The 22,485-nt window shown below is 59.8% G+C and carries 21 protein-coding genes and 1 pseudogene; 19 read left to right on the top strand and 3 right to left on the bottom strand.

The annotated features are described in order from the left end of the window. Positions 1 to 91 precede the first annotated feature (91 nt). Positions 92 to 1,195 (top strand): LLM class flavin-dependent oxidoreductase, encoded by a 1,104-nt coding sequence (locus ASD46_RS10145; RefSeq protein WP_003518064.1) that lies wholly within the window; start codon positions 92 to 94, stop codon positions 1,193 to 1,195. Between the two features lie 112 nt (positions 1,196 to 1,307). Further along, positions 1,308 to 2,489, top strand: coding sequence for an acyl-CoA dehydrogenase family protein (locus ASD46_RS10140; RefSeq protein WP_025595261.1), 1,182 nt, complete (start codon positions 1,308 to 1,310; stop codon positions 2,487 to 2,489). A gap of 25 nt (positions 2,490 to 2,514) precedes the next feature. On the opposite strand, the gene ASD46_RS10135 is transcribed toward ASD46_RS10140, so the two are convergent. Continuing rightward, the gene (locus ASD46_RS10135) at positions 2,515 to 4,035 is read right to left on the bottom strand and encodes an MFS transporter (RefSeq protein WP_025595262.1); all 1,521 of its coding nucleotides are present in this window, start codon (positions 4,033 to 4,035) and stop codon (positions 2,515 to 2,517) included. A gap of 142 nt (positions 4,036 to 4,177) precedes the next feature. Between ASD46_RS10135 and ASD46_RS10130 the strand changes: the two genes are divergently transcribed. The 5 genes and pseudogenes from ASD46_RS10130 to ASD46_RS10110 all read left to right on the top strand — a co-directional run bounded on the left by ASD46_RS10130 (position 4,178) and on the right by ASD46_RS10110 (position 7,963). After that, complete coding sequence (locus tag ASD46_RS10130; protein WP_003518061.1) at positions 4,178 to 5,035, top strand: LysR family transcriptional regulator; 858 nt, start codon at positions 4,178 to 4,180, stop codon at positions 5,033 to 5,035. Between the two features lies 1 nt (position 5,036). Next, positions 5,037 to 5,522 (top strand): annotated as a pseudogene (locus ASD46_RS10125) (FAD-dependent oxidoreductase); the annotation flags it as partial. Positions 5,523 to 5,667: 145 nt separating this feature from the next. Further along, the gene (locus ASD46_RS10120) at positions 5,668 to 6,450 is read left to right on the top strand and encodes a pyrroline-5-carboxylate reductase (RefSeq protein WP_060642179.1); all 783 of its coding nucleotides are present in this window, start codon (positions 5,668 to 5,670) and stop codon (positions 6,448 to 6,450) included. Positions 6,451 to 6,493: 43 nt separating this feature from the next. Then, positions 6,494 to 7,339, top strand: a complete 846-nt coding sequence (locus ASD46_RS10115; RefSeq protein ID WP_025595265.1) for a PhzF family phenazine biosynthesis protein — start codon at positions 6,494 to 6,496, stop codon at positions 7,337 to 7,339. Between the two features lie 27 nt (positions 7,340 to 7,366). After that, positions 7,367 to 7,963, top strand: a complete 597-nt coding sequence (locus ASD46_RS10110) for an NUDIX domain-containing protein (protein WP_019566599.1) — start codon at positions 7,367 to 7,369, stop codon at positions 7,961 to 7,963. Between the two features lie 145 nt (positions 7,964 to 8,108). Here ASD46_RS10110 and ASD46_RS10105 read toward each other — a convergent pair whose 3' ends face one another. Both ASD46_RS10105 and ASD46_RS10100 read right to left on the bottom strand, forming a co-directional pair. Beyond that, positions 8,109 to 9,032, bottom strand: coding sequence for an SMP-30/gluconolactonase/LRE family protein (locus ASD46_RS10105; protein WP_025595266.1), 924 nt, complete (start codon positions 9,030 to 9,032; stop codon positions 8,109 to 8,111). Between the two features lie 35 nt (positions 9,033 to 9,067). Then, positions 9,068 to 9,781, bottom strand: coding sequence for a GntR family transcriptional regulator (locus ASD46_RS10100; RefSeq protein ID WP_003518055.1), 714 nt, complete (start codon positions 9,779 to 9,781; stop codon positions 9,068 to 9,070). A gap of 106 nt (positions 9,782 to 9,887) precedes the next feature. Here ASD46_RS10100 and ASD46_RS10095 point away from each other — a divergent pair, with 106 nt between their 5' ends. The 12 genes from ASD46_RS10095 to arsB all read left to right on the top strand — a co-directional run bounded on the left by ASD46_RS10095 (position 9,888) and on the right by arsB (position 22,483). After that, entirely contained in the window at positions 9,888 to 10,940 is a 1,053-nt protein-coding gene (locus ASD46_RS10095) for a Gfo/Idh/MocA family protein (protein ID WP_060642178.1), read from the top strand. Continuing rightward, on the top strand, positions 10,933 to 11,949 hold the full coding sequence (locus ASD46_RS10090; RefSeq protein WP_019566602.1) for a Gfo/Idh/MocA family protein: 1,017 nt from the start codon (positions 10,933 to 10,935) through the stop codon (positions 11,947 to 11,949). The genes ASD46_RS10095 and ASD46_RS10090 overlap by 8 nt, the downstream gene beginning before the upstream one ends. Beyond that, complete coding sequence (locus ASD46_RS10085; RefSeq protein WP_060642177.1) at positions 11,946 to 13,019, top strand: Gfo/Idh/MocA family protein; 1,074 nt, start codon at positions 11,946 to 11,948, stop codon at positions 13,017 to 13,019. Before ASD46_RS10090 ends, ASD46_RS10085 begins: the two co-directional genes overlap by 4 nt. Positions 13,020 to 13,041: 22 nt before the next feature. Then, a complete protein-coding gene (locus ASD46_RS10080) occupies positions 13,042 to 14,310 on the top strand; it encodes an ABC transporter substrate-binding protein (protein ID WP_060642176.1) in 1,269 nt (422 codons plus the stop codon). A gap of 57 nt (positions 14,311 to 14,367) precedes the next feature. Further along, positions 14,368 to 15,336, top strand: a complete 969-nt coding sequence (locus ASD46_RS10075) for a carbohydrate ABC transporter permease (protein WP_003518048.1) — start codon at positions 14,368 to 14,370, stop codon at positions 15,334 to 15,336. Next, positions 15,329 to 16,372, top strand: a complete 1,044-nt coding sequence (locus tag ASD46_RS10070; RefSeq protein WP_003518047.1) for a carbohydrate ABC transporter permease — start codon at positions 15,329 to 15,331, stop codon at positions 16,370 to 16,372. The genes ASD46_RS10075 and ASD46_RS10070 overlap by 8 nt, the downstream gene beginning before the upstream one ends. Positions 16,373 to 16,395: 23 nt before the next feature. Beyond that, positions 16,396 to 17,475: an ABC transporter ATP-binding protein gene (locus ASD46_RS10065; RefSeq protein WP_060642175.1), complete on the top strand. Its 1,080-nt coding sequence runs from the start codon at positions 16,396 to 16,398 to the stop codon at positions 17,473 to 17,475. Between the two features lie 39 nt (positions 17,476 to 17,514). After that, the gene (gene araD, locus ASD46_RS10060) at positions 17,515 to 19,239 is read left to right on the top strand and encodes an L-arabinonate dehydratase (protein ID WP_019566605.1); all 1,725 of its coding nucleotides are present in this window, start codon (positions 17,515 to 17,517) and stop codon (positions 19,237 to 19,239) included. A 16-nt stretch (positions 19,240 to 19,255) separates the two neighbouring features. Continuing rightward, complete coding sequence (locus tag ASD46_RS10055; protein WP_025595272.1) at positions 19,256 to 20,053, top strand: NAD-dependent epimerase/dehydratase family protein; 798 nt, start codon at positions 19,256 to 19,258, stop codon at positions 20,051 to 20,053. 34 nt (positions 20,054 to 20,087) lie between these two features. Continuing rightward, positions 20,088 to 20,807: a ribonuclease activity regulator RraA gene (locus ASD46_RS10050; protein WP_003518042.1), complete on the top strand. Its 720-nt coding sequence runs from the start codon at positions 20,088 to 20,090 to the stop codon at positions 20,805 to 20,807. 261 nt (positions 20,808 to 21,068) lie between these two features. Then, positions 21,069 to 21,425, top strand: coding sequence for an ArsR/SmtB family transcription factor (locus ASD46_RS10045; protein WP_003518041.1), 357 nt, complete (start codon positions 21,069 to 21,071; stop codon positions 21,423 to 21,425). Beyond that, positions 21,425 to 22,483 (top strand): ACR3 family arsenite efflux transporter, encoded by a 1,059-nt coding sequence (arsB, locus tag ASD46_RS10040; protein WP_060642174.1) that lies wholly within the window; start codon positions 21,425 to 21,427, stop codon positions 22,481 to 22,483. Before ASD46_RS10045 ends, arsB begins: the two co-directional genes overlap by 1 nt. Positions 22,484 to 22,485: the final 2 nt, after the last annotated feature.

Below are 22,485 nucleotides of genomic sequence, written 5' to 3'. Positions count from 1 at the left end.
TTTCTACATATTCGATAGAAAAAGAAAGACCTGTCTTCCTCGTTCCTGCGCCGCGCCCTAACATGCTTGCATTGAACCTGAAGGAGCGCCCATGTCCGCGGAATTTATCAGCGTAAGCTTTCCCAATGCATCGAACGATCTAAACCCCGTTCCAGACGCACCTGTGGATCCTGTTTTTCTGGAGCGCTATGCCCGCGCCCTTGATGATTACGGTTTCAACTATACGCTGATCCCTTACTCCTCATCGTCTTTCGATCCTTTCACGCTGGGCGCCACGGTGCTCGCGCACACGAAAAACATCAAGATCATCGTCGCCCTGCGGCCGAACACGGTTTATCCCACAGTTGCGGCCAAGTCGCTCGCGACGCTCGATCAGTTGAGTGGTGGACGTGTCGTGGTGCACTTCATTGCCGGCGGCAGCGATGAAGAACAGGCGCGTGAAGGCGACTTCCTCAACAAGGAAGAACGCTATGAGCGCCAGGAGGAATATATCCGCATCCTGCGCCTGGCCTGGACCTCGAAAGAGCCCTTCGACTTCGACGGAAAATATTACCAGTTCAAGCAATTCCGCAGCGCGGTGCGGCCCACAAACGGGCTTATTCCGATTTCGCTCGGCGGCTCCTCGGACGCCGCCTATCGCATCGGTGGTTCGCTCTGCGATATCTTCGGCCTGTGGGGAGAGCCGCTTGCCGAAACCAAACAGCAGATCGAGCGGGTCTATGCGGAAGCCGCAAAGGCGGGCCGCACGGATCGCCCCCGGATCTGGGTCACATTCCGGCCGATCGTCGCCGAGACGGACGAGCTTGCCTGGGAAAAGGCTCACAGAACTCTGGATCGGTTGAACGAGAACCGCCAGAAAGGTGTAACACGCGCACCGCTCAACGCGCCGCGCCCGGCCAATGTCGGTTCGCAACGGCTTCTGGAAATCGCCGCACGCGGCGATGTGCATGATCGCGCCCTCTGGTATCCGACGGTCACCGCCACCAATGCCAGCGGCGCCACCACTGCGCTGGTCGGTTCGCCACGCACCATTGCGGATTCCATCCTCGACTACATCGATCTTGGCGCTGACCTGATCTCGATCCGCGGCTACGACAATTACAACGACGCGGTGGATTATGGCCGCTACATCCTGCCGCTTGTCCGCGAAGGCATTCGCGAACGGGAAGATGCGAAGAAAAAGACCGCTGCATAATGCCGCGATCCGGCCCGGTCGCCTGACCGGGCATTTTTTTGAAGTGCAGACGGAGCCAATCGCCCCTGATGGGGAAATGGTATTCCCCACAGCCAGAGAGCCTCGACCACGCATGTCTCATGACCCAACTGTCCTAGACGCAACCGCTCGCATCCTTGAACAGGCCGCACCGGATGCGGACCAGACTGGCCAGTTTCCCTGGACGGGTATCCGTGCCGTTCACGAAAGCGGCCTCCTCGAAAGCACGGTTGCGACACGTTATGGCGGCCAAGGAGCGACGCTTGCCGATACCGCCCACATTCTCGCGGCACTTGGCCGGGGCGATCCTTCCGTGGCGCTGATCAGCGCCATGACGATCTTTACCCATCTCGCCCAGGCCGCGAAAAACCACTGGCCCGAAGATCTCTACCGGCGGCTTCTGATGGACGCCAAACAACGGCCGTTGCTGCTCAATGCCGCGCGTGTCGAGCCGGAGCTGGGGTCGCCGGCGCGCGGTGGCCTGCCCGCGACGCTCGCCCGCCGGACAAACAATGGCTGGTCTATCACGGGCCGAAAACGCTTCGTGACGGGCGCATATGGTCTCACGCATTTCCTTGTCTGGGCGCATACTGACGAAACGCCGGCGCGGGTGGGAACATTCGTGGTGCCGAACGGGTTGCCGGGCATCAAGGTCATCGAGAACTGGCAGAGCCTCGGCATGCGCGCTACGGGATCGCACGATGTCGAATATGCCAATGTCGAAATCCCGGCGGAAAACGTCATCGACCTCGTCGATCCATCGGTCGCCCAGCAGGACAACCGGGCGCATGCGGCACTCACGCTGGCTTTGACAGCGCTTTACCTCGGCGTAGCAGAAGCCGCTCAGGCCAAGTTCATCCGCTTCGCGCATGAGCGTGTGCCGGCCAATCTCGGCCATCCCATCGCCCGCACGGAACGTTTCATAACGCTTTCAGGCGAAATCGATCTTCTGGTCTCCGGCGCCCGCCAGATCATTTTCGGCACGCTCGAAAACAACAATGGCGATGCGGAAGGATTCATCAGGGCAAGGCTGCTTGCCGGCCGGCAGCTGCGTGATGCCGTCGAGATCGCAGTGCGCGGCATCGGCAATCCAGGTCTTGGTAGCGAACTGGGCCTCGAACGACATTTCCGCGACATCCAGACGGTGCTCGTCCATGCGCCGCAGGAGGATACGTCGATTGCGATTTTGGGCCGCTCCGCCTTTGGCCGCTGGAGCCGCGAGGAGACTGCGGCCGCCCAACCTTCGGCAGGACTGCAAATCCTGAAATCCGCCTGACTATCGTCCCAGCGCCCGGGCACCACTAACCGTGGGCAAGCTTTCGCGCCGGGCCGAAAACCACAAAGCTCAGAGCGGCGAGCAACCAGACACTGATGCCAGCATAAAGCATGACCAGACCGAAACCGTCCGCGAGTGCCTGATGGACGAGTGCATCCGAAACACGCTCCACCGACGATCCCGCGGTTCCCGCCGCGATCTTCTCCGCGAGCGAACGCAGGGCGGGCAAATCCGCGCCGGACGGCAGGTTGGCCCTAAGCGACGACCAGACGCCCTCAACCAGAATGAAGCCCATGATCGGGATGTTGATGGCAAGCGAGATCATTCGCGCGCTCATGTCGATGCCGGAGGCCATGCCGGAACGGGCAGCGGGAACGGCACCGGTTGTCGTATTGGTGACCGGCGTGTTGGTGAGGCCAAGCCCGACACCGGACAGGATGCAGCCGGGCAGCATGGTGAGCCAGCTCGCATCTGCGACACTGCTGCCAAGTTTCATCAGCATGAAACCGAGACCGATGGTGAACAGCCCGGCCGGGACGACAAGACGGGGTTGATAACGCAGCGACAGACGCTCGGCCAACGGCGGTACGACCAGCGCTGGCAGCGTATAGGCAAGCAGACCGAGACCGGCGGTGACGCTGTCATAACCAAGGCCCGCCTGAAACCAGATCGGCAGATAGATCATGAACGGCCAGAAGCTGATGTTCATCGCCGCCGAGCCGATAATCGCGCCGGAAAATGGCCGGATGCGAAATACGGAGAAATCGAACATCGGCCTTGGAGTGAGCTTTTCGACGATCACGAAGGCGATAAAACTCGCGACTGATAGACCAAGGATCAGAAGTGCCTTTGAACTGGCAAAGCCGAGTTCCGGTCCTTGGGTGATGAAAAACGCAAGGCAGAACACGGCAACCGAAAGTGTGGCGATACCGGCAAGATCAAGACGGGTCGCATCCGGATCACGCGATTCTTCCACACCGCTTGCGGCAAGGAACAGTGTCAGGATGCCGAGGGCCACGTGAACGAGGAATACCCACTCCCAGCTCCACAGCGCAACGATGGCTCCGCCGATGATCGGCCCGAAACCCAGCCCGACGCCGGAGACAATACCCCACCAGCCGAAAGCCATTCCACGCTCGCGGGCCGTGCGGAACTGATGTGACAGAATGGCGATCTGGCATACCAGCATCGCTCCACCGCTTAGTCCCTGAAGGAAGCGTGCGCCGATCAGCACCGCCACGCTTTCAGTCATGCCGCAGGCGAGGGAGGAAATGGCGAAAGCGACGATGGTCGCGATGAAGACGCGTTTGCGACCGAAGCGGTCGGCCAACGCGCCGGTTGCCATCAGCACCATCGTCACGCCGATCGTATAGGCGTTCATGATCCACTGCAGCTGCCGGAAATCCGCGTGCAGCACCTGCTCGAGCGTCGGCAGGATCGCCGGCACGCTGGAGATTTCCAGCCCGAACATCAGAGCGGAGAGACAGACGGCAGCGAGCGCAATGGTACTTCTACTCCGGGTTGGGGCGGTAACGGCAAGGGTCATTCTTCAGCCTTTCGTGGTTCGGACTGAAGCATCAGAAGACATGCACGCTTCGATCCGTGTTTTGCAGAGTCCAAGGCAAATTAGTGAAAGCTTGACCATAACTGAATTGGATGCTTGGATATTTCAGAGACAACAAATTTGGATGATTAAAGTGACCACTCTGGATGTGGATGCCGTTCAGGCTTTCGTCACCATCGCCGATCTGCAGAGCTTCACCCGCGCTGCCGAAACGCTCGGAACCACGCAGGGTGCCATCAGCGTCAAGCTCAAGCGACTGGAAGACCGGCTCGGCCAGCGGCTTCTTGAGCGGACGCCGCGTTCGGTGCGGCTTTCCGCGCAAGGCGCCGTGTTTCTAACACCAGCCCGCGAATTCCTTGCCGCGCACGATCGCGCCATGGCAGGGCTTTTTTCCACGCGCCGACGCTTTGGCCTTGGCATCGCCGCCCATGTTGCCGGGCCGGAAGTGCCAACGCTGCTGGCGCGGCTCAACGCGCACGATCCGGGACTGACGATAGAAGTGCGGATGGACAATTCCCGCACGTTGCTGGATGCCTTCGACCGCGGCGAGATCGATGCTGCAATCATCCGGCGCGAGGATGACAGGCGTGATGGCGAAGTGCTCGGGCCAGAGCATTTCGGCTGGTTCGCAGCCCCGCAATTCGAGCATCGTCAGGGCGAGCCGCTGCGACTGGCAGCGCTTTCGCCCGCCTGCGGTGTACGTGACATCGCCGCTCGTGCTCTTGATTCCGCCGCCATCGCGTGGACGGAAGTCTTTCTTGGCGGCACCTCATCGATGGTGACCGCGGCCGTTTCGGCAGGTCTCGCCATTTCGGCATTCTCCTGCCGCCTGGCGCCACCCGGTACAATCGAGGTCAGCCAGCGTTTCAGCCTCCCGCCGCTGCCTTCCACCGAGATCGTGATGTTCTCGACCCTTACCGACAGCAGATCCCGTGAGGCGCTGCGCACACTGGCCGCCGCTTTCCGGGAGCATCGGCCGTGACTGTGAGCGACACCCAGTGGGTGCACAGGTCCTTGACTGGTCGCGCGCCCAGGTCGCACTGATGCGCCCAAGCCGGAGTACACGGGCGCTGGAAGCCATCATCCGCGATCTCATCGAGACCCGCGACGGCGCGACATATTTCGCCGAGCGCGTATGGGGCATTTCCCTCCGCTACGAGCTAGGCGGCAACGATCCGCTGGTGGGCTGAAGCGTTCCGGACTTCGCACTGGCGGACGGGAGGAGCACCGGCGAACTTCTGAGAGAGGGCAAAGGTCTGCTTTTGAATTTTAGCGTGGACGCATCGCTTGAAGCGCTGGCAGGCCGCTGGAACGGCCGGATTTCCTATGTCGCCGGCAATGCCATCGATCAATTGGGCTTGAGCACAGTCCTGGTGCGCCCCGATGGTATCGTCGCCTGGGCCACGGAGTCTGCTCCGGACAAGGAGAAATTCGCAAGGGCAGCAGCCCGTTGGTTCGGAGAGATTTAACGGGTATGTGAGGTGGCCGATCCGGTTGCCACGCCATTTCTTCGGCAGATATGCCAGCCCCCGGCAATCTAGAGATTGTTTCATTGCCTTCCTGCGTCAGCCGTACCGATGTATCGTTCCTTCCTATCAATGCAATGGAGTCATCATGTCCCTTCCCCAGAAAATCGGCTTTATCGGAACCGGCGCTATCACCGATGCGATGGTGCGGGGGCTCCTCAGCACGCCTGCCGCCGTGCCGCATATCATGGTGTCCCAACGCAGCGCGGATATCTCGGCCAGGCTTGCCGCCGATTTCCCGCAGGTGATCGTCTCCAGCGACAATCAGGCGATTGTCGACGGCTGCGATACCGTCGTTCTGGCCATCCGCCCGCAGATCGCCGAGGACGTCATCCGGCCGCTGCGGTTTCGCGAGGGGCAGAAAGTCATAAGCGTCGTTGCCGCAACCGGTCGACATGCACTGCTTGACTGGATCGGCGCGGATGTGCGCCTGACCCAGGCGATCCCGCTGCCTTTTGTCGCCCGCCGCAAAGGCGTCACGGCCGTTTACCCCTCCGATGCGGATACCGCCGCGATCTTCAACGTGCTCGGAAATGCGGTGGAATGTGAAACAAAGGCGGAATACGACCTTCTCGCCGCCGCAAGCGCCCTGATGGCAACCTATTTCGGCATTCTGCAACAGACGACGGAGTGGTTGGCGGAAAACGGCCTGCCGGAAGAAAAGGGCCGCGCCTATCTTGCACCCCTCTTCGCCGGCCTCTCCGAAGTGGCGCTGCTTGCCGGCAAGGACACGGACTTTACCGATCTCAGCCGCGAATTCGCCACCAAGGGTGGCCTGAACGAGCAGGTTCTTCAGGACTTTGACGGCAATGGCGGTTCGAGCGCATTGAAGCGGGCATTGAGCCGCGTGCTGGAACGGATTACGCAGTAGACAGTGCGCGCCGACAATCGATCCGAACTGAAAGAACGATGCAATGACCTTTACTATCCATATGATCGATGTATTCGGCTCCGGCCCGCTTTCTGGCAATCCGCTGGCGGTCGTCACGGGTGCAGACACCTTGACCACGGATGACATGCAGCGATTGACGCGGTGGTTCAATCTGTCCGAAACCACGTTTCTGCTGCCGCCCACCCACCCCCAGGCTGATTACCGTGTCCGGATATTCTCACTGGACCGGGAGATGCCTTTTGCCGGACACCCTACGCTCGGCACTTGCCATGCCTGGCTTTCCGAAAACGGCCTGCCCAAAAGCGAAACGGGCATCGTTCAGGAATGCGGTGCCGGTCTGGTGACGATCCGGCACGCGCATGGTCGACTTTCCTTTGCCGCTCCGCCCCTTATCCGTTCAGGCGCGCCGACACCCGCAGAGCTGGAAGAGGCCCGGCTGCTGCTGGGAATAGAGACACGCGACATCGTTGATGCCGCATGGATCGACAATGGCCCCGGCTGGTTGGGGATCAGGCTGGCATCGGCTGAGAAGGTGCTTGCCCTTGAGCCGGTCCGCAGCTGGCCCGGCCGCATTGACATTGGCGTCGTTGGTCCGCACGCAAATGGCGGCGAAGCCGCCTTCGAGGTTCGCGCCTTCTTCAGCGATCATCTGGGCGCCATCGCCGAGGATCCGGTCACCGGAAGCCTCAACGCCTCGCTGGCGCAATGGCTGTTTGCGACAGGCGTGGTCGCGGAAGACTATGTCGCCGCCCAGGGCACACGTCTTGGCCGTCAAGGCCGCATTTACCTGACCCGCGATGATACCGGCCAGATATGGGTCGGCGGCGAGACACGCACGCAAGTCGAAGGCCGGCTGCACGGCCTTTGAAAAGACAGATAATGACGAGGTGACTTGATGAATAGCAGTGTTTACCGCCCGATTTCGCAACGCGTATTGGCGGATGATTGGGGACGACTGACCAAATATGAGTATGAACTTCAGCTAAGGGACGGAAGCTGGCAACGGCAGACCCGGGAGGCGTATGATCGCGGCAACGGAGCGACATGCCTGTTGTACAACCCCGCAAACGACCATGTTTTGCTCACCCGCCAGTTCCGTTTGCCGGTTCTCTTGAACGGCGGCCTCGAGTCGCTGATCGAGACACCGGCGGGGCTGCTGGAAGGCGCTGAACCGGCAGCGCGCATGCGTGCGGAACTGATGGAGGAGACCGGTTATGAGGTTTCCGAACTCACCCATCTGTTCGATATCTATATGAGCCCCGGATCGGTCACCGAATACCTCGCCTTTTTCTACGGCGAATATGCCGAGAACCATAAAGTGGGCACAGGCGGCGGCTCCGCGGACGAGGGAGAAGACATAGATGTGCTGGAAATCGCTCTGCCAGACGCTATGCAGATGATCAGCCGCGGCGATATTCGCGACGCCAAGACCATCATTCTGCTGCAGCACCTCACCATCCGGCTTTTGCAGGAAAAGCACGGAACACGCTGATCTCGACCGCAATATCTACCAATGCGGAAGCGATGCTGATTACGGCCAGACTACAGGATCAACAGGACGAATTTGCCTGACGTAGACTGGCCGAAACCCATCACTTGCGTTGGGCAACAAAGATCAAAGACTTACGATTTGGGCTTCACCTGCCATCCTCAAAACGGAATGCGGGAAAGCCCTTGATGCCGGACGGAATGACCCAAACGCCACCGGAAAGAGGTACCTCGCTCAGCCTGTCTTGCGTCATGTTATGGCGGTGCGATGTCACGAAAAGCGAGCCGAAATCCGGCCCGCCAAAGCAGGGCATCGTTGGATGCGGAACAGGCATCCTTACCGTCCCGATCTGTTGACTGCCGTCTTCCGAGAAAATGTTCAAAACGCCGGCAGAGACACCCGCGCTCCAATATCGGCCGCTTATGTCAAGACATCCACCATCGGGCCTTCCGGTCTCTTCCTGCATTTGTGCGACGAGCACACCTTCATCAAATACACCGTTGGTTTTGTCGAAATTCCGCCTGCGTATCCATTTCTGCACGGAATCGCTTTGCCACATGACGGAACCGTCCTGCGAAAAAGCGAGGCCGTTGGGACATGTCAGTCCGGTCTGGATACGTTCGGCCCCATTATTCGTAATACGCCAGAGCTCTCCATGGGGCTGCATCTGCGAGAGCGGGACATTGTGCATGGTACCAACCCAGAAAGCTCCATCCGGACCGACACGTCCGTCATTCAGCCGGCAGGCGATGCCTTCAGGTGCGGGAATGGAATGAAGTGTGCGCCGCGCGCCGCTTTCCGGATTGAGGATGAGTATATCCATTCCGCAAGCGGCAATCAGATCACCGCTCTGACAGAGCCCAAGACTGGAGACGGTTTCCGGGAACGTCCATTCACGATACTGGACGCCGCCCAGCCCAGCTGAACGTAGCTTCTTGCCAAGAATGTCACACCAGAACAGGACCTGACGTCTTTCGTCCCACACCGGGCTTTCCGCAAGAATGCTGATTTGGTCGCACAGGAGTCCTGCCTGATCGATCGCAGGCGCGTTGTCGAAATTTGCTGTTGTCATTTTCTGTCTGAACCGTTGAATTGCGCAGCGTGGCGTTATTCGAAATATTCCTGATGTGCTTCGAAGATCTGCGACAGAATGCCGAGGACGCGGCGGAGATGCTGGCGCAGATAATCCACCGCGCTCTCCTCCTCACGCGCCTTTATTGCATTGTAGACGGCCTCATGCTCCGTCAGCAGTCTGGCCATGTGTGCTTCGTCGGTAATCGCCAGCGCTCGCAGGCGGTCTAGCCCAGCCTTTTCCCGGATCAACAGGGTCTCCAGCCTTTCGAGGCCGGTTGCGGCGGCAAGGGCGCTGTGGAACTGGTCGTCATGGATACGGAAGGCCTTTTTGTCGCCAAGCTCCATCGCCACACGCTGGCCTTCCAGCGCATGCAGGATTTCCTGGTCCGCTTCGGCCGGGATGCCGGTCTGGCAGAGCCTGCGGGCAGCGGCAACCTCCAGCGCCTCACGAATGAACTGCGCGCTGCGGATATTTTTGTCCGACAGTCTCGAGACATAGGTCCCGCGGCTCGGCAGGGTGACGATCAAACCGTCATCTCGCAGCCGGCTCAACGCCTCGCGCACCGGGGTGCGGCTGGAGTTGAAGGACTGGCCAATCTCGTTTTCCGACACGGCCTGGCCCGGAAACAGCTCCCTCGAAAGGATGGCAGATTTCAGCGCCGAATAGATCTGGTCCACAACCGGTCGGTTGAAATCCAGTCGTTCCATCATCGGCACCGTGCCGCCTGTCATCGGGATCTTTGGCATACGCTCTCCAAATGTCTTTCTCTATAACCGGTATACCGGAACACTGGTGTGTTGACAACCGGCATACCGGTATGCAATTGAATGGCCATGGGAAGGAGGCTCCCGAATGCAAAATATCAAGACCTGCGTCATCGTTGGTGCCGGAATGGTAGCGAAGACGCACGTGCTTGCCTGTGCGGCAAGCCCTGAAAAAATCCGCCTGAAAGCGATTGTCGACGGTGGCTCCGGCCGCGCGAAAGCGCTGGCTGCGGAAGCGGCAAAACACACCGGTCACCACGTTGCCGTATACGCGTCATTCGAGGAAGCCGCGCGTGACCGGGATGTCGATTTCGCCATCATCGCAACGCCGCCCAATGCCCGCGCCGATATCGTCGGTCCGCTTGCAAGAGCCGGCAAACACATTCTTCTCGAAAAGCCTGTCGCCCGCAACACGCGGGAAGCGGCCGATCTGGTAGCGCTCTGCCGCGATGCGGGTGTAACGCTCGGTATCATTTTCCAGCACCGCATGCGCGCCGCATCGCAAAAGGCACGCGAACTGGTCGCATCCGGCACGCTCGGCGAACTAGGCCTTTGCGAGATTTCGGTGCCGTGGTGGCGTACCCAGGCCTATTATGATGAGCCGGGACGCGGCACGCTTGCGCGTGACGGCGGCGGCGTTCTGATATCGCAGGCAATCCACACGATCGATCTGGCCCTGAGCCTTGCAGGCCCCGTGGCCCGCGTGCAGGCCATGGCGGCAACGACGCGTTTTCACAAGATGGAAACCGAGGATTACGTATCGGCCGGCCTTCGTTTCAAAAACGGCGCCGTCGGCTCGCTCGTCGCGAGCACCGCAAGCTTTCCCGGTGCGCCTGAATCCATTCTTCTCCATTTCGACAAGGCAAGCCTGCGGCTCGCATCCGGCCTGCTGCATGTCGACTGGCGCGACGGCCGCCAGGAAACCTTCGGTGGTGCCGCTTCCGGCACCGGCGGCGGCGCCGATCCTATGGCTTTCACGCATGAATGGCATCAGGGCGTTTTCGACGATTTCGTCGACGCCATTTCTTCAGGGCGCCCGCCGGTCGTCACCGGTGAAGCAGCTCTTTTGTCTCACAGACTGATCGACGCGATCATCAACTCAGCCGAAACCGGCAAGGAAGTGGAACTGCAGGATGAGTAAACCAATCAAGTTCGTGGCTCTCGGCATAGAGCACAGGCACATTTTCGGCATGGCGCAGAACATGCTGGATGCCGGTGCGCAATTTGCGGGCTGGTGGACGCAAGGCGAGCCGGACGTGGTCGAAGGTTTCGTAAAGCGCTTCCCGGACGTGCCGCGTGCTGCCTCCAAGGAGGATTTGCTGGCTGACCAAACCATCGATCTCGTCATCATTGCCGACATTCCGTCCAAGCGTGCCGATCTTGCCATCGCTGCCATGGAAGCGGGCAAGGACGTCATGTCCGACAAGCCGGGCTGCACCACGTTCGACCAGCTTGAGCGCCTGCGCCAGACCGTTGCCAAGACCAAAAGAATCTGGACCGTCGATTTTTCCGAGCGCTTCGAAGTCCCGAGCGTCACGAAAGCCGCCGAGCTGGTTGCACAGGGTGCCATCGGCCGCGTCATCCAGACGGTTGGCCTTGGTCCGCACCGCCTGAACCGACAAATTCGCCCGACATGGTTCTTCGAACGCGAGGCCTATGGCGGCATTCTCACCGATATTGCCAGCCACCAGATCGACCAGTTCATGTTCTTTACCGGCTCCACCGAGGTTGAGATCGTATCTGCCACCGTTGCCAATTACGCCAATCCGGGCGATCCGGGCCTGCAGGATTTCGGCGAAGTCGTGCTGCGCGGCGACAAGGGCCATGGGTATATCCGCGTCGACTGGTACACACCCGATGCACTGCCGACATGGGGTGATGGCCGCCTGACGATCCTCGGTACCGAAGGTTACATCGAACTGCGCAAATACGTCGATGTCGGCAACACCGAGGGCACAGACCGTCTGATCCTCGTCAATGGCGACCGTTGCGAATATATCGACGCATCCGGTGCCGGCCTGCCCTACTTCGCCCGTGTATGCGACGATATCCGCAACCGCACGGAAACTGCCATGACGCAGGAACACGTCTTCAAGGTTTGTGACCTCTCGCTTCAGGCGCAGGCCAAGGCTGAAGGAACCGCAGCATGATCGGCGTCGCCATTATCGGCGCCGGTATCGGCGCACAGCATCTCACCGGTTATCTGGCGCTGCCGGAACGTTTCACCGTCAAGGCGATCTGCGATCTTGATGTGGAGCGGGCACGGGCGGTGGCTGGCGAAAATTCTTCCATCCGCATCACGGCGGATCTCGAAGAAGTCCTCGCCGATGAAAGCATTTCGCTCATAGACGTCTGCCTGCCGCCGCATCTGCATTTCCCCGTAATGCTGAAGGCCCACGCGGCCGGCAAGGACGTGGTCTGCGAAAAGCCGCTGGTGCGTTCGCTGGAGGAAGCAAATGCGCTGATGGACTCTGTCAAGAAGACCGGACGGCGCGTCTTTCCGGTTTTCCAGTATCGTTTTGGTCCCGCCCTACGGCAGCTGCGCGCCCTCATCGACGCCGGACTTGCTGGCAAAGCCTATGTGGCAAGCTCGGAAGTTCACTGGAACCGTGGCGCGAGCTACTACGACATTCCCTGGCGCGGCACCTGGAAGGGTGAATGCGGCGGCGCGATCCTCGGTCACGCCATCCATGCCCACGACCTTCTGTGCCATGTCCTAGGTCCGGTGGAACAGGTCTTCGCCATGGCCGACACCCGGGTGAACAGGATCGAGACGGAAGACTGCGCCGCCATCAGCTTCCGCATGAAGAGCGGCGCGCTCGCCACCAGCTCGGTCACGCTTGGTGCAGCCGACGACACGTCCCGTCTGCGGTTCTGCTTCGAAGGCTTCACGGCCGAAAGCGGAACGCTGCCCTATCGTCCGGCGGAAGATAAATGGCACTTTACGGCGCGGGCGCCGACCACGCAGGACCAGATCGACGCCGTCCTCGCAACGGTTAAAGATGGCGAAAACGGCTTCACCGGTTTTGTCGAGGCGATTGCCAATGCGATGGAGGGTCGCGCGGGCAAGGAAGTGACGATTACGGACGGCTTGCAGTCCATCGAACTCGTAACCGCGATCTACACATCGGTACAGGAAGGCACGGCCGTTCGCCTGCCGCTGACCGCTGACAATGAGCGGCTCAAGGGTTGGGCTCCGCGCGCGTCCGCCACGGCATAATCATCTAAAGGGAGGAAACCAGATGAGCAGAAAATACAGCCTGGCGTTTGCCTTGGCCCTGGGGACGGCATCTTTTGCCGGTGCCGCTGAGGCACAGGAAGTTCGCTTCACCTGCGCCTATGACGGCAACGGCTGCGAGGTCCTGAAGGACATCCTGTCGCGTTACGAAAAACAGCATCCTGACGTCAAGATCGTTACGGATATCGTGCCCTACAAGGCGCTTCTCGAAGGCCTGCCGGTGCAGCTCGCCGGCGGCAGCGGCCCGGATTTCGCAACCGTCACCGATCTTGGCGGCCTCAATCGCTATTATCTCGACCTGACGCCCTACGTGGATGCGAAGTACTGGCAGGACAATTTCGGCGATGTGCTGAAATGGTATCGTAGCGGCCCGGACGACAAGGGCATCTATGGTATGCAGACGCAGCTTACCATTACCGGCGCCTTCATCAACCGCACCTTGTTCGATCAGGCGAAAGTCGCCGTTCCCGGCAAGGATGCGACTTTTGACGACTGGGCGAAGGCAGCAAATGAAGTGGCCAAGGCCACCGGCTCGCCATACCCCATGGCGATCGACCGCTCCGGTCACCGTATCGCCGGTCCGGCTATTTCCTACGGTGCGAAACTTTTCGACGCCGACGGCAAGCCGATCCTGGTCGACGAGGGCTTCACCACTTTCGTGAAGAAATTCGTCGAGTGGAACAAGGACGGCACCATGGCGCGTGACGTCTGGGCCGGTCAGGGTGGCAACACCTACCGCGATGCGGCGCAGGAATTCATCAACGGTCAGCTCGTCTATTATTATTCCGGCAGCTGGCAGACAGCGCGCTTCGACAGTCAGGTCGGCGATGCTTTCGACTGGGAAGTCGTGTCGCAGCCATGCGGACCGGCCGCATGCACCGGCATGCCAGGCGGAACGGGTATCGTGGGCTTCAAGCAGACCAAGAACCCCAAGATCGTCGCGGATATTCTGAACTTCCTCGCGCAGGACGAAAATTACCTCGATTTCACCGTCCGTACCCGCAACGTCCCGGCTCACAAGGCCGTCGGCGCAAAGCCTATCGACTACACCGGCGCAACCCCGGCGACCCAGAAGGCCATGAACGCGTGGCTGGATCAGGTCCCTGGTATCAGCCCCATCGCCTACGCCTATCAGGGCTACAAGAACAACCGTGCGATGTTCAACATTTCCGTCCAGCGCGTCACGCAGGCGATTGTTGGCGAAAGCACGGTCGACGACGCCATGACACGTGCGAAGGCCGATCTTGAGGAAGCGTTGAAACAGGCGAAGTGATCCATCGCCTTCCGGCGCGGCCTTGCCGCGCCGCGCCGGATCGAAGGAGGACCATCAATGTACAGACTTCTTGCGCCCGTCATGGGCATCATAGAGCTGCCTTTCGCCCTCTTGCAGAAAATGCTCGGGCATCGGCGCATCGCATGGGTGTTTCTGACACCCAACCTCCTGTTGTTTGCGGTCTTCGCGTTTTTGCCGATCGTTCTCAACATGGCTTATTCAGTGACAGGCAGCGAGCATATCCTGCTGTCGGAACGCCCCTCCGTGGGCGGCGAAAACTTCTCGGTCCTTCTCTCGTGCCAGAACTATTTCGATCCCAATTCCTGTCAGCGCGATCTTTTCTGGCGCTCCGTCTGGAACACGCTTTTCTTCGTGGTGCTGCAGGTCGGGTTCATGGTGGGCTTCTCTCTGATTACGGCGGTCGTGCTCAACCGTGACATCAGGGCACGCGGTTTCTTCCGCGCCGTCTTCTTCTTTCCCGTGCTGCTTTCACCGGTGGTCGTGGCGCTGATATGGAAGTGGATATTGCAGCGTTTCGGCGTCCTGAACGCTGCGCTCGATTCCCTCGGTATCGGTTCGGTGGACTGGCTGCTGGAGGCCAACCTTGCCTTTGGATGGTCGGTATTCCTGTCCGTCTGGGCGCATATGGGCTTCTACACGCTCATCCTGCTTGCCGGTCTTCAGGCCATTCCGCGTGACGTCTATGAGGCGGCACAGCTGGACAAGGCAAGCCCGTGGCGGATTTTCCGCCGGATCACAATGCCGCTTCTCGCCCCGACCATGCTCGTGGTTCTCGTATTGTCCCTCATCAAGGGCGTACAGACCTTCGATGAAGTCTTCGCATTTACCGGCGGTGGGCCGGGTTCGGCAACGACCTTCATCATTCAATTCATCTATCAGACTGGTTTTGCCGGAACACCCCGCAACTTCGGACTGGCCGCGGCCGCTTCGCTGCTGCTTGCCGTGGTTCTCGTGGTGCTGACTGCCCTGCAATTCCGGGCCAACAGGAGCAAAGTCGATGGCTAGGATTGGCGCATTTCTAACCCGCACACGCGGCAGAAACGGCAAATTGCACTGGACCGACTGGCTGTCCTACGCCTATCTCGGCGTTGCCGTTCTGATGATGTTCGGACCCGTTCTCTGGCTCGTTCTCTCCTCCTTCAAGACGGAAGCCGACCTCCAGCGGTTTCCGCCGCGCCTGCTTCCCTATGCGCAGGAAACCGTGGTCATTGACGGTCAGGCCGCACCTTTGCCGGCCTTTGTCGACAAGGAAGGCCGCAAGCTCGGCATGATCAGGCGCGTCGGGCTCGTCGCCCAGGTGGTGGATCCGGCAAAGCCCGGCGAAGTCATGAAGATGCCGTTCAACGAGCTGCGCCCGGCCGAGAAGGTGGCACTGGCGACGGAGAACTACACCGAGCTTTTCCAGCGCTTCAACTTTCCGCTTTATTTCTGGAACTCGACCTTCATAACGGTGACGTCGACCGTCATCATGCTGATCGTGAACTCGATGGCGGCCTTTGCACTGTCGAAATACAGCTTCAAGGGCAGAGGCGTGGTTCTGGCACTCGTCGTCGGAACGTTGATGATCCCGCAGACCGTCGTGCTCGTTCCTCTTTTTCTCATCACCAGCCAGCTCGGCATGATCAACAGCCTGTGGGGTGTGATCATTCCAGGAGCGGCCACACCGACAGGCGTATTTCTGCTGCGCCAGTACATGCTGACCATCCCGGATGAAATCCTAGATGCGGCACGCATGGACAAGGCCAGCGAATGGAAAATCTACTGGCGCATCATCCTGCCACTGTCTGCACCGGCGCTAGCGGTGCTGGCCATCCTCGCCATCATGTGGCGTTGGAACGACTTCCTGTGGCCGCTTATCGTGCTGACGCGCAACGACAATTTCACCCTGCAACTGGCGCTCAACTCCTTCCAGGGAGAAATGACGACAGAGTGGAGCAACCTGCTGGCCATGACGGTGCTGACATTGGCGCCAATCGCGCTGGTCTTCATGTTCCTGCAAAAATATATCGCCACCGGCATCGCATCGACCGGCGGAAAATGATCCTCAAGGGAGGGAATGACACAATGGCAAGTATAGAGCTTCGTCAGGTCAAAAAAACATATGGCGCCCTCGACGTCATCAAGGGTATCGATCTCGATATCAAGCACGGCGAGTTCTGTGTTTTCGTCGGCCCGTCCGGTTGCGGAAAATCGACGCTGCTGCGCATGATCTCCGGTCTTGAAGAGCTGAGCGGCGGCGATATCGTCATCGGCGGCGACGTGGTGAACGCGGTTCCGGCTGCCGATCGCGGGCTTGCCATGGTGTTCCAGTCCTATGCGCTCTACCCGCATATGACGGTCCGGGAAAACCTGTCCTTCGGCCTGGAAAATATCGGCACGCCGAAAAAAGACATCGTCGAGAAGGTCTCACAGGTGTCCAAGATGCTGCAGATCGACCAGCTGCTTGAGCGGCGGCCGAAGGATCTGTCGGGCGGCCAGCGACAGCGCGTCGCGATCGGTCGCGCTGTCGTGCGCGAACCGCGGGTTTTCCTGTTTGACGAGCCGCTGTCGAACCTCGATGCGGAACTCCGCGTGGATATGCGCGGCGAGATTTCCAGCCTGCATCGGCGTCTTGGCAATACCATGATCTATGTGACCCACGATCAGGTCGAGGCCATGACGATGGCCGACAAGATTGCCGTGCTGCGCGCCGGAAAGCTCGAGCAGTTCGGCGTTCCCCTCGATCTTTATAATCGCCCCGCAAACCTTTTCGTAGCAGGCTTCATCGGTTCGCCGAAGATGAACTTCTTCGCCGGCGAAGTAGTAGCAGAAGGTCAGCCGTCCCTTAAAATCGCGACCGGCGAATTGATCCCGTTGCCGCAGAGCGGCTTTTCCTACGCACCCGGCCAGAAGGTCACGCTCGGCATTCGCCCCAACCATGTGCAGCCCACACCGGATGGTGCGGTGACCATGTCCGTGCGCACGGCAGAGCAGCTCGGCGGGGAATCCTATCTCTATGGCAACCTCGGTGACGGCAGCCACGTCACCCTGCATCTTGCGGGGCAGACATCGACATCGGCTGGCGAAGTCATCCGCATGTCGGCGCCGCTCCAACATATCCACCTCTTCGATACGAAAAGCGGGCAGACGCTGAAGCAGGACTAAGCCTTCGTCGCCACGCCCCCGTAAAGCAGGACCTTTGACATGACCGACAAAAAACTCCGTTCCTCCCGCTGGTTCGCGCCTGACGATCTGCGCAGTTTCGGCCACCGCTCACGCATGATGCAGCTTGGCTATTCGGAGGAGGATTTTGCCGGCAAACCCGTCATCGGCATTCTCAACACCTGGTCGGAGCTGAATACCTGTCACTCGCATTTTCCCGAACGTGTGAAGGATGTGAAGCGCGGCGTCCTACAGGCAGGTGGCTTCCCGGTCGAGATGCCCTCGCTTTCGGTCGATGAGAGTTTCACCAAGCCGACCTCCATGCTCTATCGCAACATGCTCGCCATGGAGACGGAGGAAATGATCCGTTCGCATCCGCTGGATGGCGTGGTGCTGATGGGTGGTTGCGACAAGACCACCCCCGGCCTCGTCATGGGAGCGATCTCGGCCGGCGTGCCGATGATCTATCTTCCAGCCGGGCCGATGCTGCGCGGCAACTATGCCGGCAAGGTGCTGGGCTCCGGCTCCGATGCCTGGAAATACTGGGACGAGCGCCGGGCCGGTAACGTGACCGATGAAGAATGGCGCGGCGTGCAGGGCGGCATTGCCCGCTCCGCCGGCGTCTGCATGACCATGGGTACGGCATCGACCATGACGGCAATCACCGATGCGCTCGGTCTCACTTTGCCCGGCGCTTCCTCCATCCCGGCGGTGGACGCCGAACACCAGCGCATGTCGGCAGGCTGTGGCCGTCGCATTGTGGAAATGGTGGCCGAGGAGCTGACCCCGGATCGTATTCTTACTGCGGCCGCGTTTCGGAATGCGGCCATCGTTGCCATGGCGACCGGTTGTTCCACCAATGCCGTCGTGCATCTGATTGCCATGGCGCGCCGCGCCGGTGTACCGATGACGCTGGACGAGCTGGACGAACTCGGCCGCGTGACGCCGCTTATCGCCAATGTCCGCCCCTCCGGCAAAGATTACCTGATGGAGGATTTTTATTATGCGGGCGGTCTGCGAGCCCTGATGAAGCAGATCGAAAGCCGTCTGGACTGTTCCGTGCTCACCGTTACCGGCCGCAGCATGGGCGAAAACCTCGAAGGCGCGCGGGTCTATAATGACGACGTCATCCGCTCGCTGGATAACCCTGTTTACGCTGAAGGATCGCTTGCCGTTCTACGCGGCAATCTCTGCCCGGATGGTGCTGTGATCAAGCCCGCCGCCTGCGATCCGAAACTCCATTTCCATGAAGGTCCGGCGCTGGTCTTCGATAGCTACCCCGAGATGAAGGCGGCAATCGACGATGAAAATCTGGATGTGACGCCCGATCACGTTCTGGTTCTGCGTAATGCGGGCCCGCTTGGCGGCCCAGGCTTTCCCGAATGGGGCATGTTGCCCATCCCCAAGGCGCTGATCAAGAAGGGTCACCGCGATATGGTGCGCATCTCCGATGCCCGCATGTCCGGCACCTCCTATGGCGCCTGCGTTCTTCATGTCGCGCCGGAAAGCTTCGTCGGCGGGCCGCTTGCCCTGCTGAAGACCGGCGATATCGTGCGGCTCGATCTGCCCCAGCGCCGTCTCGACATGCTGGTCAGCGAAGAGGAGATCGCCCAGCGTCGGGCCGCATGGCAGGCGCCGCCGCCGCGTTACGAGCGTGGTTATGGCTACATCTTCTCGAAACACGTTACCCAGGCGGATGCCGGATGCGATTTCGATTTCCTGCAGACGGATTTCGGCCGCACCGCTGGCGAACCCGACATATTCTGAGACGGGAGCGCGCAAAATGATGAAACGTTTGCTGATTACGGGCGCCGGCGGCAAGCTGGGCAGCATGTTGCGCGGCAGGCTCGGCCACCTCGCGGAGATCATCCGCCTTTCGGATGTGGTTGATATGGGTGCGGCGGCAGCGAATGAAGAGATCATCCGCTGCTCTCTGGAGGACGGTGGCGCCGTCCATGCGCTGGTGAAGGATTGCGACGGCATCGTCCATCTCGGCGGCATCTCCGTCGAAAAGGCTTACGATCCCATCGAGGCCGCCAATCTGCGCGGTGTCTATAATCTTTACGAGGCAGCAAGGCTTGCTGGCATGCCACGCATCCTGTTTGCCTCCAGCAACCACACCATCGGATATTATCCGCAGGGTGAGCAGCTATCGCCGCAGACGCCGTTTTTGCCGGATGGCCTTTACGGCGTCTCGAAGATTTTCGGCGAGGCAATGGCGAGCCTCTACCATTCCAAATTCGGACAGGAAACGGCCATCGTCCGCATTGGCTCCTGCGAAGAGAAGCCCACCAACTGGCGCATGTTATCCACCTGGCTCAGCCATGACGATCTGGTCTCCCTGGTAGAGGCCGTATTTCACGCGCCAAAACTCGGTTGCCTGGTCATCTGGGGCGTCTCTGCCAATGACGACAGCTGGTGGGATAATTCCCACGTCGATTTTCTCGGCTGGCAGCGGCGGGATAATGCCGCACGCTTCCGGGCCGATATCGAACGGGATGTCCCTCGCCCTGATCCGGATGCCGCAATCGCGAAATACCAGGGCGGCGTTTTCATAGACGAACCGATCCACAAAAACTGATGTGCAGACACTCACGCTATTCGAGGAGAATAAGATGAATACAGAAACCAGGGAAAAATTGATGACGGTTTCCGTCGCCACCCTCGCAACCGCACTCTACAAGCGCGGCCTGCGCAACCAGGTCATTCAGGGCGTCCACCCGCTTGGCCACAAGGGCGCGAACATGGTCGGGCCTGCATTCACGCTGCGTTACATGCCCGCCCGCGAAGACCGCAACCAGCTGGTGGAATTCCGCAACCCAGCACATCCCCAGCGCGTCGCCATTGAGACCTGCCCGCCCGGCCACGTACTGGTCATGGACAGCCGCAAAGACCCGAGCGCCGCATCTGCTGGTGATATTCTTATCACCCGCCTGATGGTGCGCGGTGCTGCCGGCGTCGTTACGGATGGCGGTTTCCGCGATGCTGCGACGATTGCGGAGCTGGATATTCCAGCCTACCACACCCGACCATCCAGCCCTACAAACCTCACGAAACACGAAGCAATTGAAATCAACGGCCCGATTGGCTGCGGCGATGCCCCGATTTTCCCCGGGGATATCATTGTCGGCGATGCGGATTGCGTCATCGTCATCCCCGCCGGAATTGCCGACGAAATCGCGACAGAAGCGGTGGAAATGACCGCTTACGAGGATTTCGTGGTCGAACAGGTGAAGGGCGGCGCAACCATCATCGGTCTTTATCCCTGCACGAAGGACGAACACCAGAAGGCTTTCGCCGTATGGCGCGAACAGAGAGACCGTTCGGGCGCGTGAGCCGAACAGAACGCTTGCCGGTTTCGTCCGCAATGCCTTGAAGCAAGCCTGCATGGGTGGCGTCCCACTCATGCAGGCGGACTCGCATGTACAATAATACCAAGTCGCCGAAGCGACTGGGCCGACGATTTTCCCGCACTAAAAACCGGCCCGAAATGGGTTTCTGTCGATATTCGTAAAATGATTCCCTGGAGTTTGTGGTGTTTGGTAACACCCGCAAAAACACATTGACTATGCCTATATTTCCATTAATCTGGATATATGGAACAAGAACAGGCTATTCTCGCTTTGGCGGCGCTTGCGCAGCCAACCCGTCTCGAAACTTTTCGGCTGCTTGTGCGGCACGCACCGGAAGGCTTGCCGGCGGGTGACATCGCGCGCGCGCTGGTGGTGCCGCAAAACACCATGTCCGCGCATCTGAATGTTCTGTCACGCGCGGGCCTCGTATCATCGCAACGCCAGAGCAGAATCATCATGTATCGCGCGCAGATAGAACAGCTTCGCGACATGACGCTGTTTCTCCTGAAGGATTGTTGTGGTGGATCGGCAGAGCTTTGCGCTCCGCTGATCGCCGAGTTGACGCCCTGCTGCACTCCACACGCGGGAAAGTCCGCCTGATGTCCACATTTGAACGTTACCTAACCGTCTGGGTGTTTCTGTGCATCATCGTCGGTGTCGCCCTCGGCCATTTGCTGCCCGGCGTCTTCCAGCTCATTGGCGCGGCCGAGATTGCCAAGGTGAATATCCCGGTCGCAATCCTGATCTGGCTGATGATCATTCCGATGCTGCTGAAGATCGATTTCCGCTCTCTCACGCAGGTCGGCACCTACTGGCGGGGTATCGGCGTCACGCTGTTCATCAACTGGGCCGTCAAGCCGTTCTCGATGGCGTTGCTGGGCTGGCTCTTCATCGGCTGGCTGTTCCGCCCCTATCTTCCCGCTGACCAGATCGACTCCTATATTGCGGGACTGATCATTCTTGCCGCAGCGCCCTGCACTGCCATGGTCTTTGTGTGGTCTAACCTGACACGCGGCGAACCACTATTCACGCTCTCGCAGGTCGCACTCAACGATGCGATCATGGTCATCGCCTTTGCTCCCATTGTCGGCCTTTTGCTTGGCCTGTCCGCAATCACCGTTCCGTGGGAAACGCTCGTCCTCTCCGTTGCCCTCTATATCGTCGTGCCCGTCTTCCTCGCGCAGTTCATCCGGCACCGGCTCATGGCGGACGGAACGTCACGGATGCTCGATCGCATTCTCGCAAGGCTGCAGCCGATTTCGCTGGTAGCGCTGCTTGCAACACTGGTTCTTCTCTTCGCCTTCCAAGGCGAGCAGATTATCGCCCAACCAGCCGTCATCGGCTTGCTTGCAATCCCCATCCTTATCCAGGTCTATCTGAACTCCGGGCTCGCCTATCTTCTGAACCGGATGAGCGGCGAACGGCACTGCATTGCCGGTCCGTCGGCACTGATCGGTGCAAGCAATTTCTTCGAACTCGCGGTTGCGGCCGCTATCAGCCTGTTCGGTTTTCAATCAGGCGCAGCACTGGCAACCGTTGTCGGTGTCCTCATCGAGGTTCCGGTCATGCTCTCGGTCGTCTGGATCGTGAACCGCTCGAAGGATTGGTACGAGGCGGCCCCAGCCGTTTCCCGAAACACAATTACCGAAAGGCAATGAGC

The sequence above is a fragment of the Rhizobium sp. Root491 genome, from assembly GCF_001427205.1.
Classification (GTDB): Bacteria; Pseudomonadota; Alphaproteobacteria; order Rhizobiales; family Rhizobiaceae; genus Agrobacterium; species Agrobacterium tumefaciens.
This window is presented reverse-complemented; position numbering and strand designations above follow the sequence as displayed.

Coding starts and splice junctions, on each gene's coding strand:
- ASD46_RS10055 (WP_025595272.1), top strand. CDS start 19,256: ATGATGAAACGTTTGCTGATTACGGGCGCCGGCGGCAAGCTGGGCAGC.
- arsB (WP_060642174.1), top strand. CDS start 21,425: ATGTCCACATTTGAACGTTACCTAACCGTCTGGGTGTTTCTGTGCATC.
- ASD46_RS10085 (WP_060642177.1), top strand. CDS start 11,946: ATGATCGGCGTCGCCATTATCGGCGCCGGTATCGGCGCACAGCATCTC.
- ASD46_RS10090 (WP_019566602.1), top strand. CDS start 10,933: ATGAGTAAACCAATCAAGTTCGTGGCTCTCGGCATAGAGCACAGGCAC.
- ASD46_RS10105 (WP_025595266.1), bottom strand. CDS start 9,032: ATGACAACAGCAAATTTCGACAACGCGCCTGCGATCGATCAGGCAGGA.
- ASD46_RS10115 (WP_025595265.1), top strand. CDS start 6,494: ATGACCTTTACTATCCATATGATCGATGTATTCGGCTCCGGCCCGCTT.
- ASD46_RS10120 (WP_060642179.1), top strand. CDS start 5,668: ATGTCCCTTCCCCAGAAAATCGGCTTTATCGGAACCGGCGCTATCACC.
- ASD46_RS10145 (WP_003518064.1), top strand. CDS start 92: ATGTCCGCGGAATTTATCAGCGTAAGCTTTCCCAATGCATCGAACGAT.
- ASD46_RS10135 (WP_025595262.1), bottom strand. CDS start 4,035: ATGACCCTTGCCGTTACCGCCCCAACCCGGAGTAGAAGTACCATTGCG.
- ASD46_RS10075 (WP_003518048.1), top strand. CDS start 14,368: ATGTACAGACTTCTTGCGCCCGTCATGGGCATCATAGAGCTGCCTTTC.
- ASD46_RS10110 (WP_019566599.1), top strand. CDS start 7,367: ATGAATAGCAGTGTTTACCGCCCGATTTCGCAACGCGTATTGGCGGAT.
- ASD46_RS10050 (WP_003518042.1), top strand. CDS start 20,088: ATGAATACAGAAACCAGGGAAAAATTGATGACGGTTTCCGTCGCCACC.
- ASD46_RS10140 (WP_025595261.1), top strand. CDS start 1,308: ATGTCTCATGACCCAACTGTCCTAGACGCAACCGCTCGCATCCTTGAA.
- ASD46_RS10070 (WP_003518047.1), top strand. CDS start 15,329: ATGGCTAGGATTGGCGCATTTCTAACCCGCACACGCGGCAGAAACGGC.
- ASD46_RS10080 (WP_060642176.1), top strand. CDS start 13,042: ATGAGCAGAAAATACAGCCTGGCGTTTGCCTTGGCCCTGGGGACGGCA.
- ASD46_RS10045 (WP_003518041.1), top strand. CDS start 21,069: ATGGAACAAGAACAGGCTATTCTCGCTTTGGCGGCGCTTGCGCAGCCA.
- araD (WP_019566605.1), top strand. CDS start 17,515: ATGACCGACAAAAAACTCCGTTCCTCCCGCTGGTTCGCGCCTGACGAT.
- ASD46_RS10130 (WP_003518061.1), top strand. CDS start 4,178: ATGATTAAAGTGACCACTCTGGATGTGGATGCCGTTCAGGCTTTCGTC.
- ASD46_RS10065 (WP_060642175.1), top strand. CDS start 16,396: ATGGCAAGTATAGAGCTTCGTCAGGTCAAAAAAACATATGGCGCCCTC.
- ASD46_RS10095 (WP_060642178.1), top strand. CDS start 9,888: ATGCAAAATATCAAGACCTGCGTCATCGTTGGTGCCGGAATGGTAGCG.
- ASD46_RS10100 (WP_003518055.1), bottom strand. CDS start 9,781: ATGCCAAAGATCCCGATGACAGGCGGCACGGTGCCGATGATGGAACGA.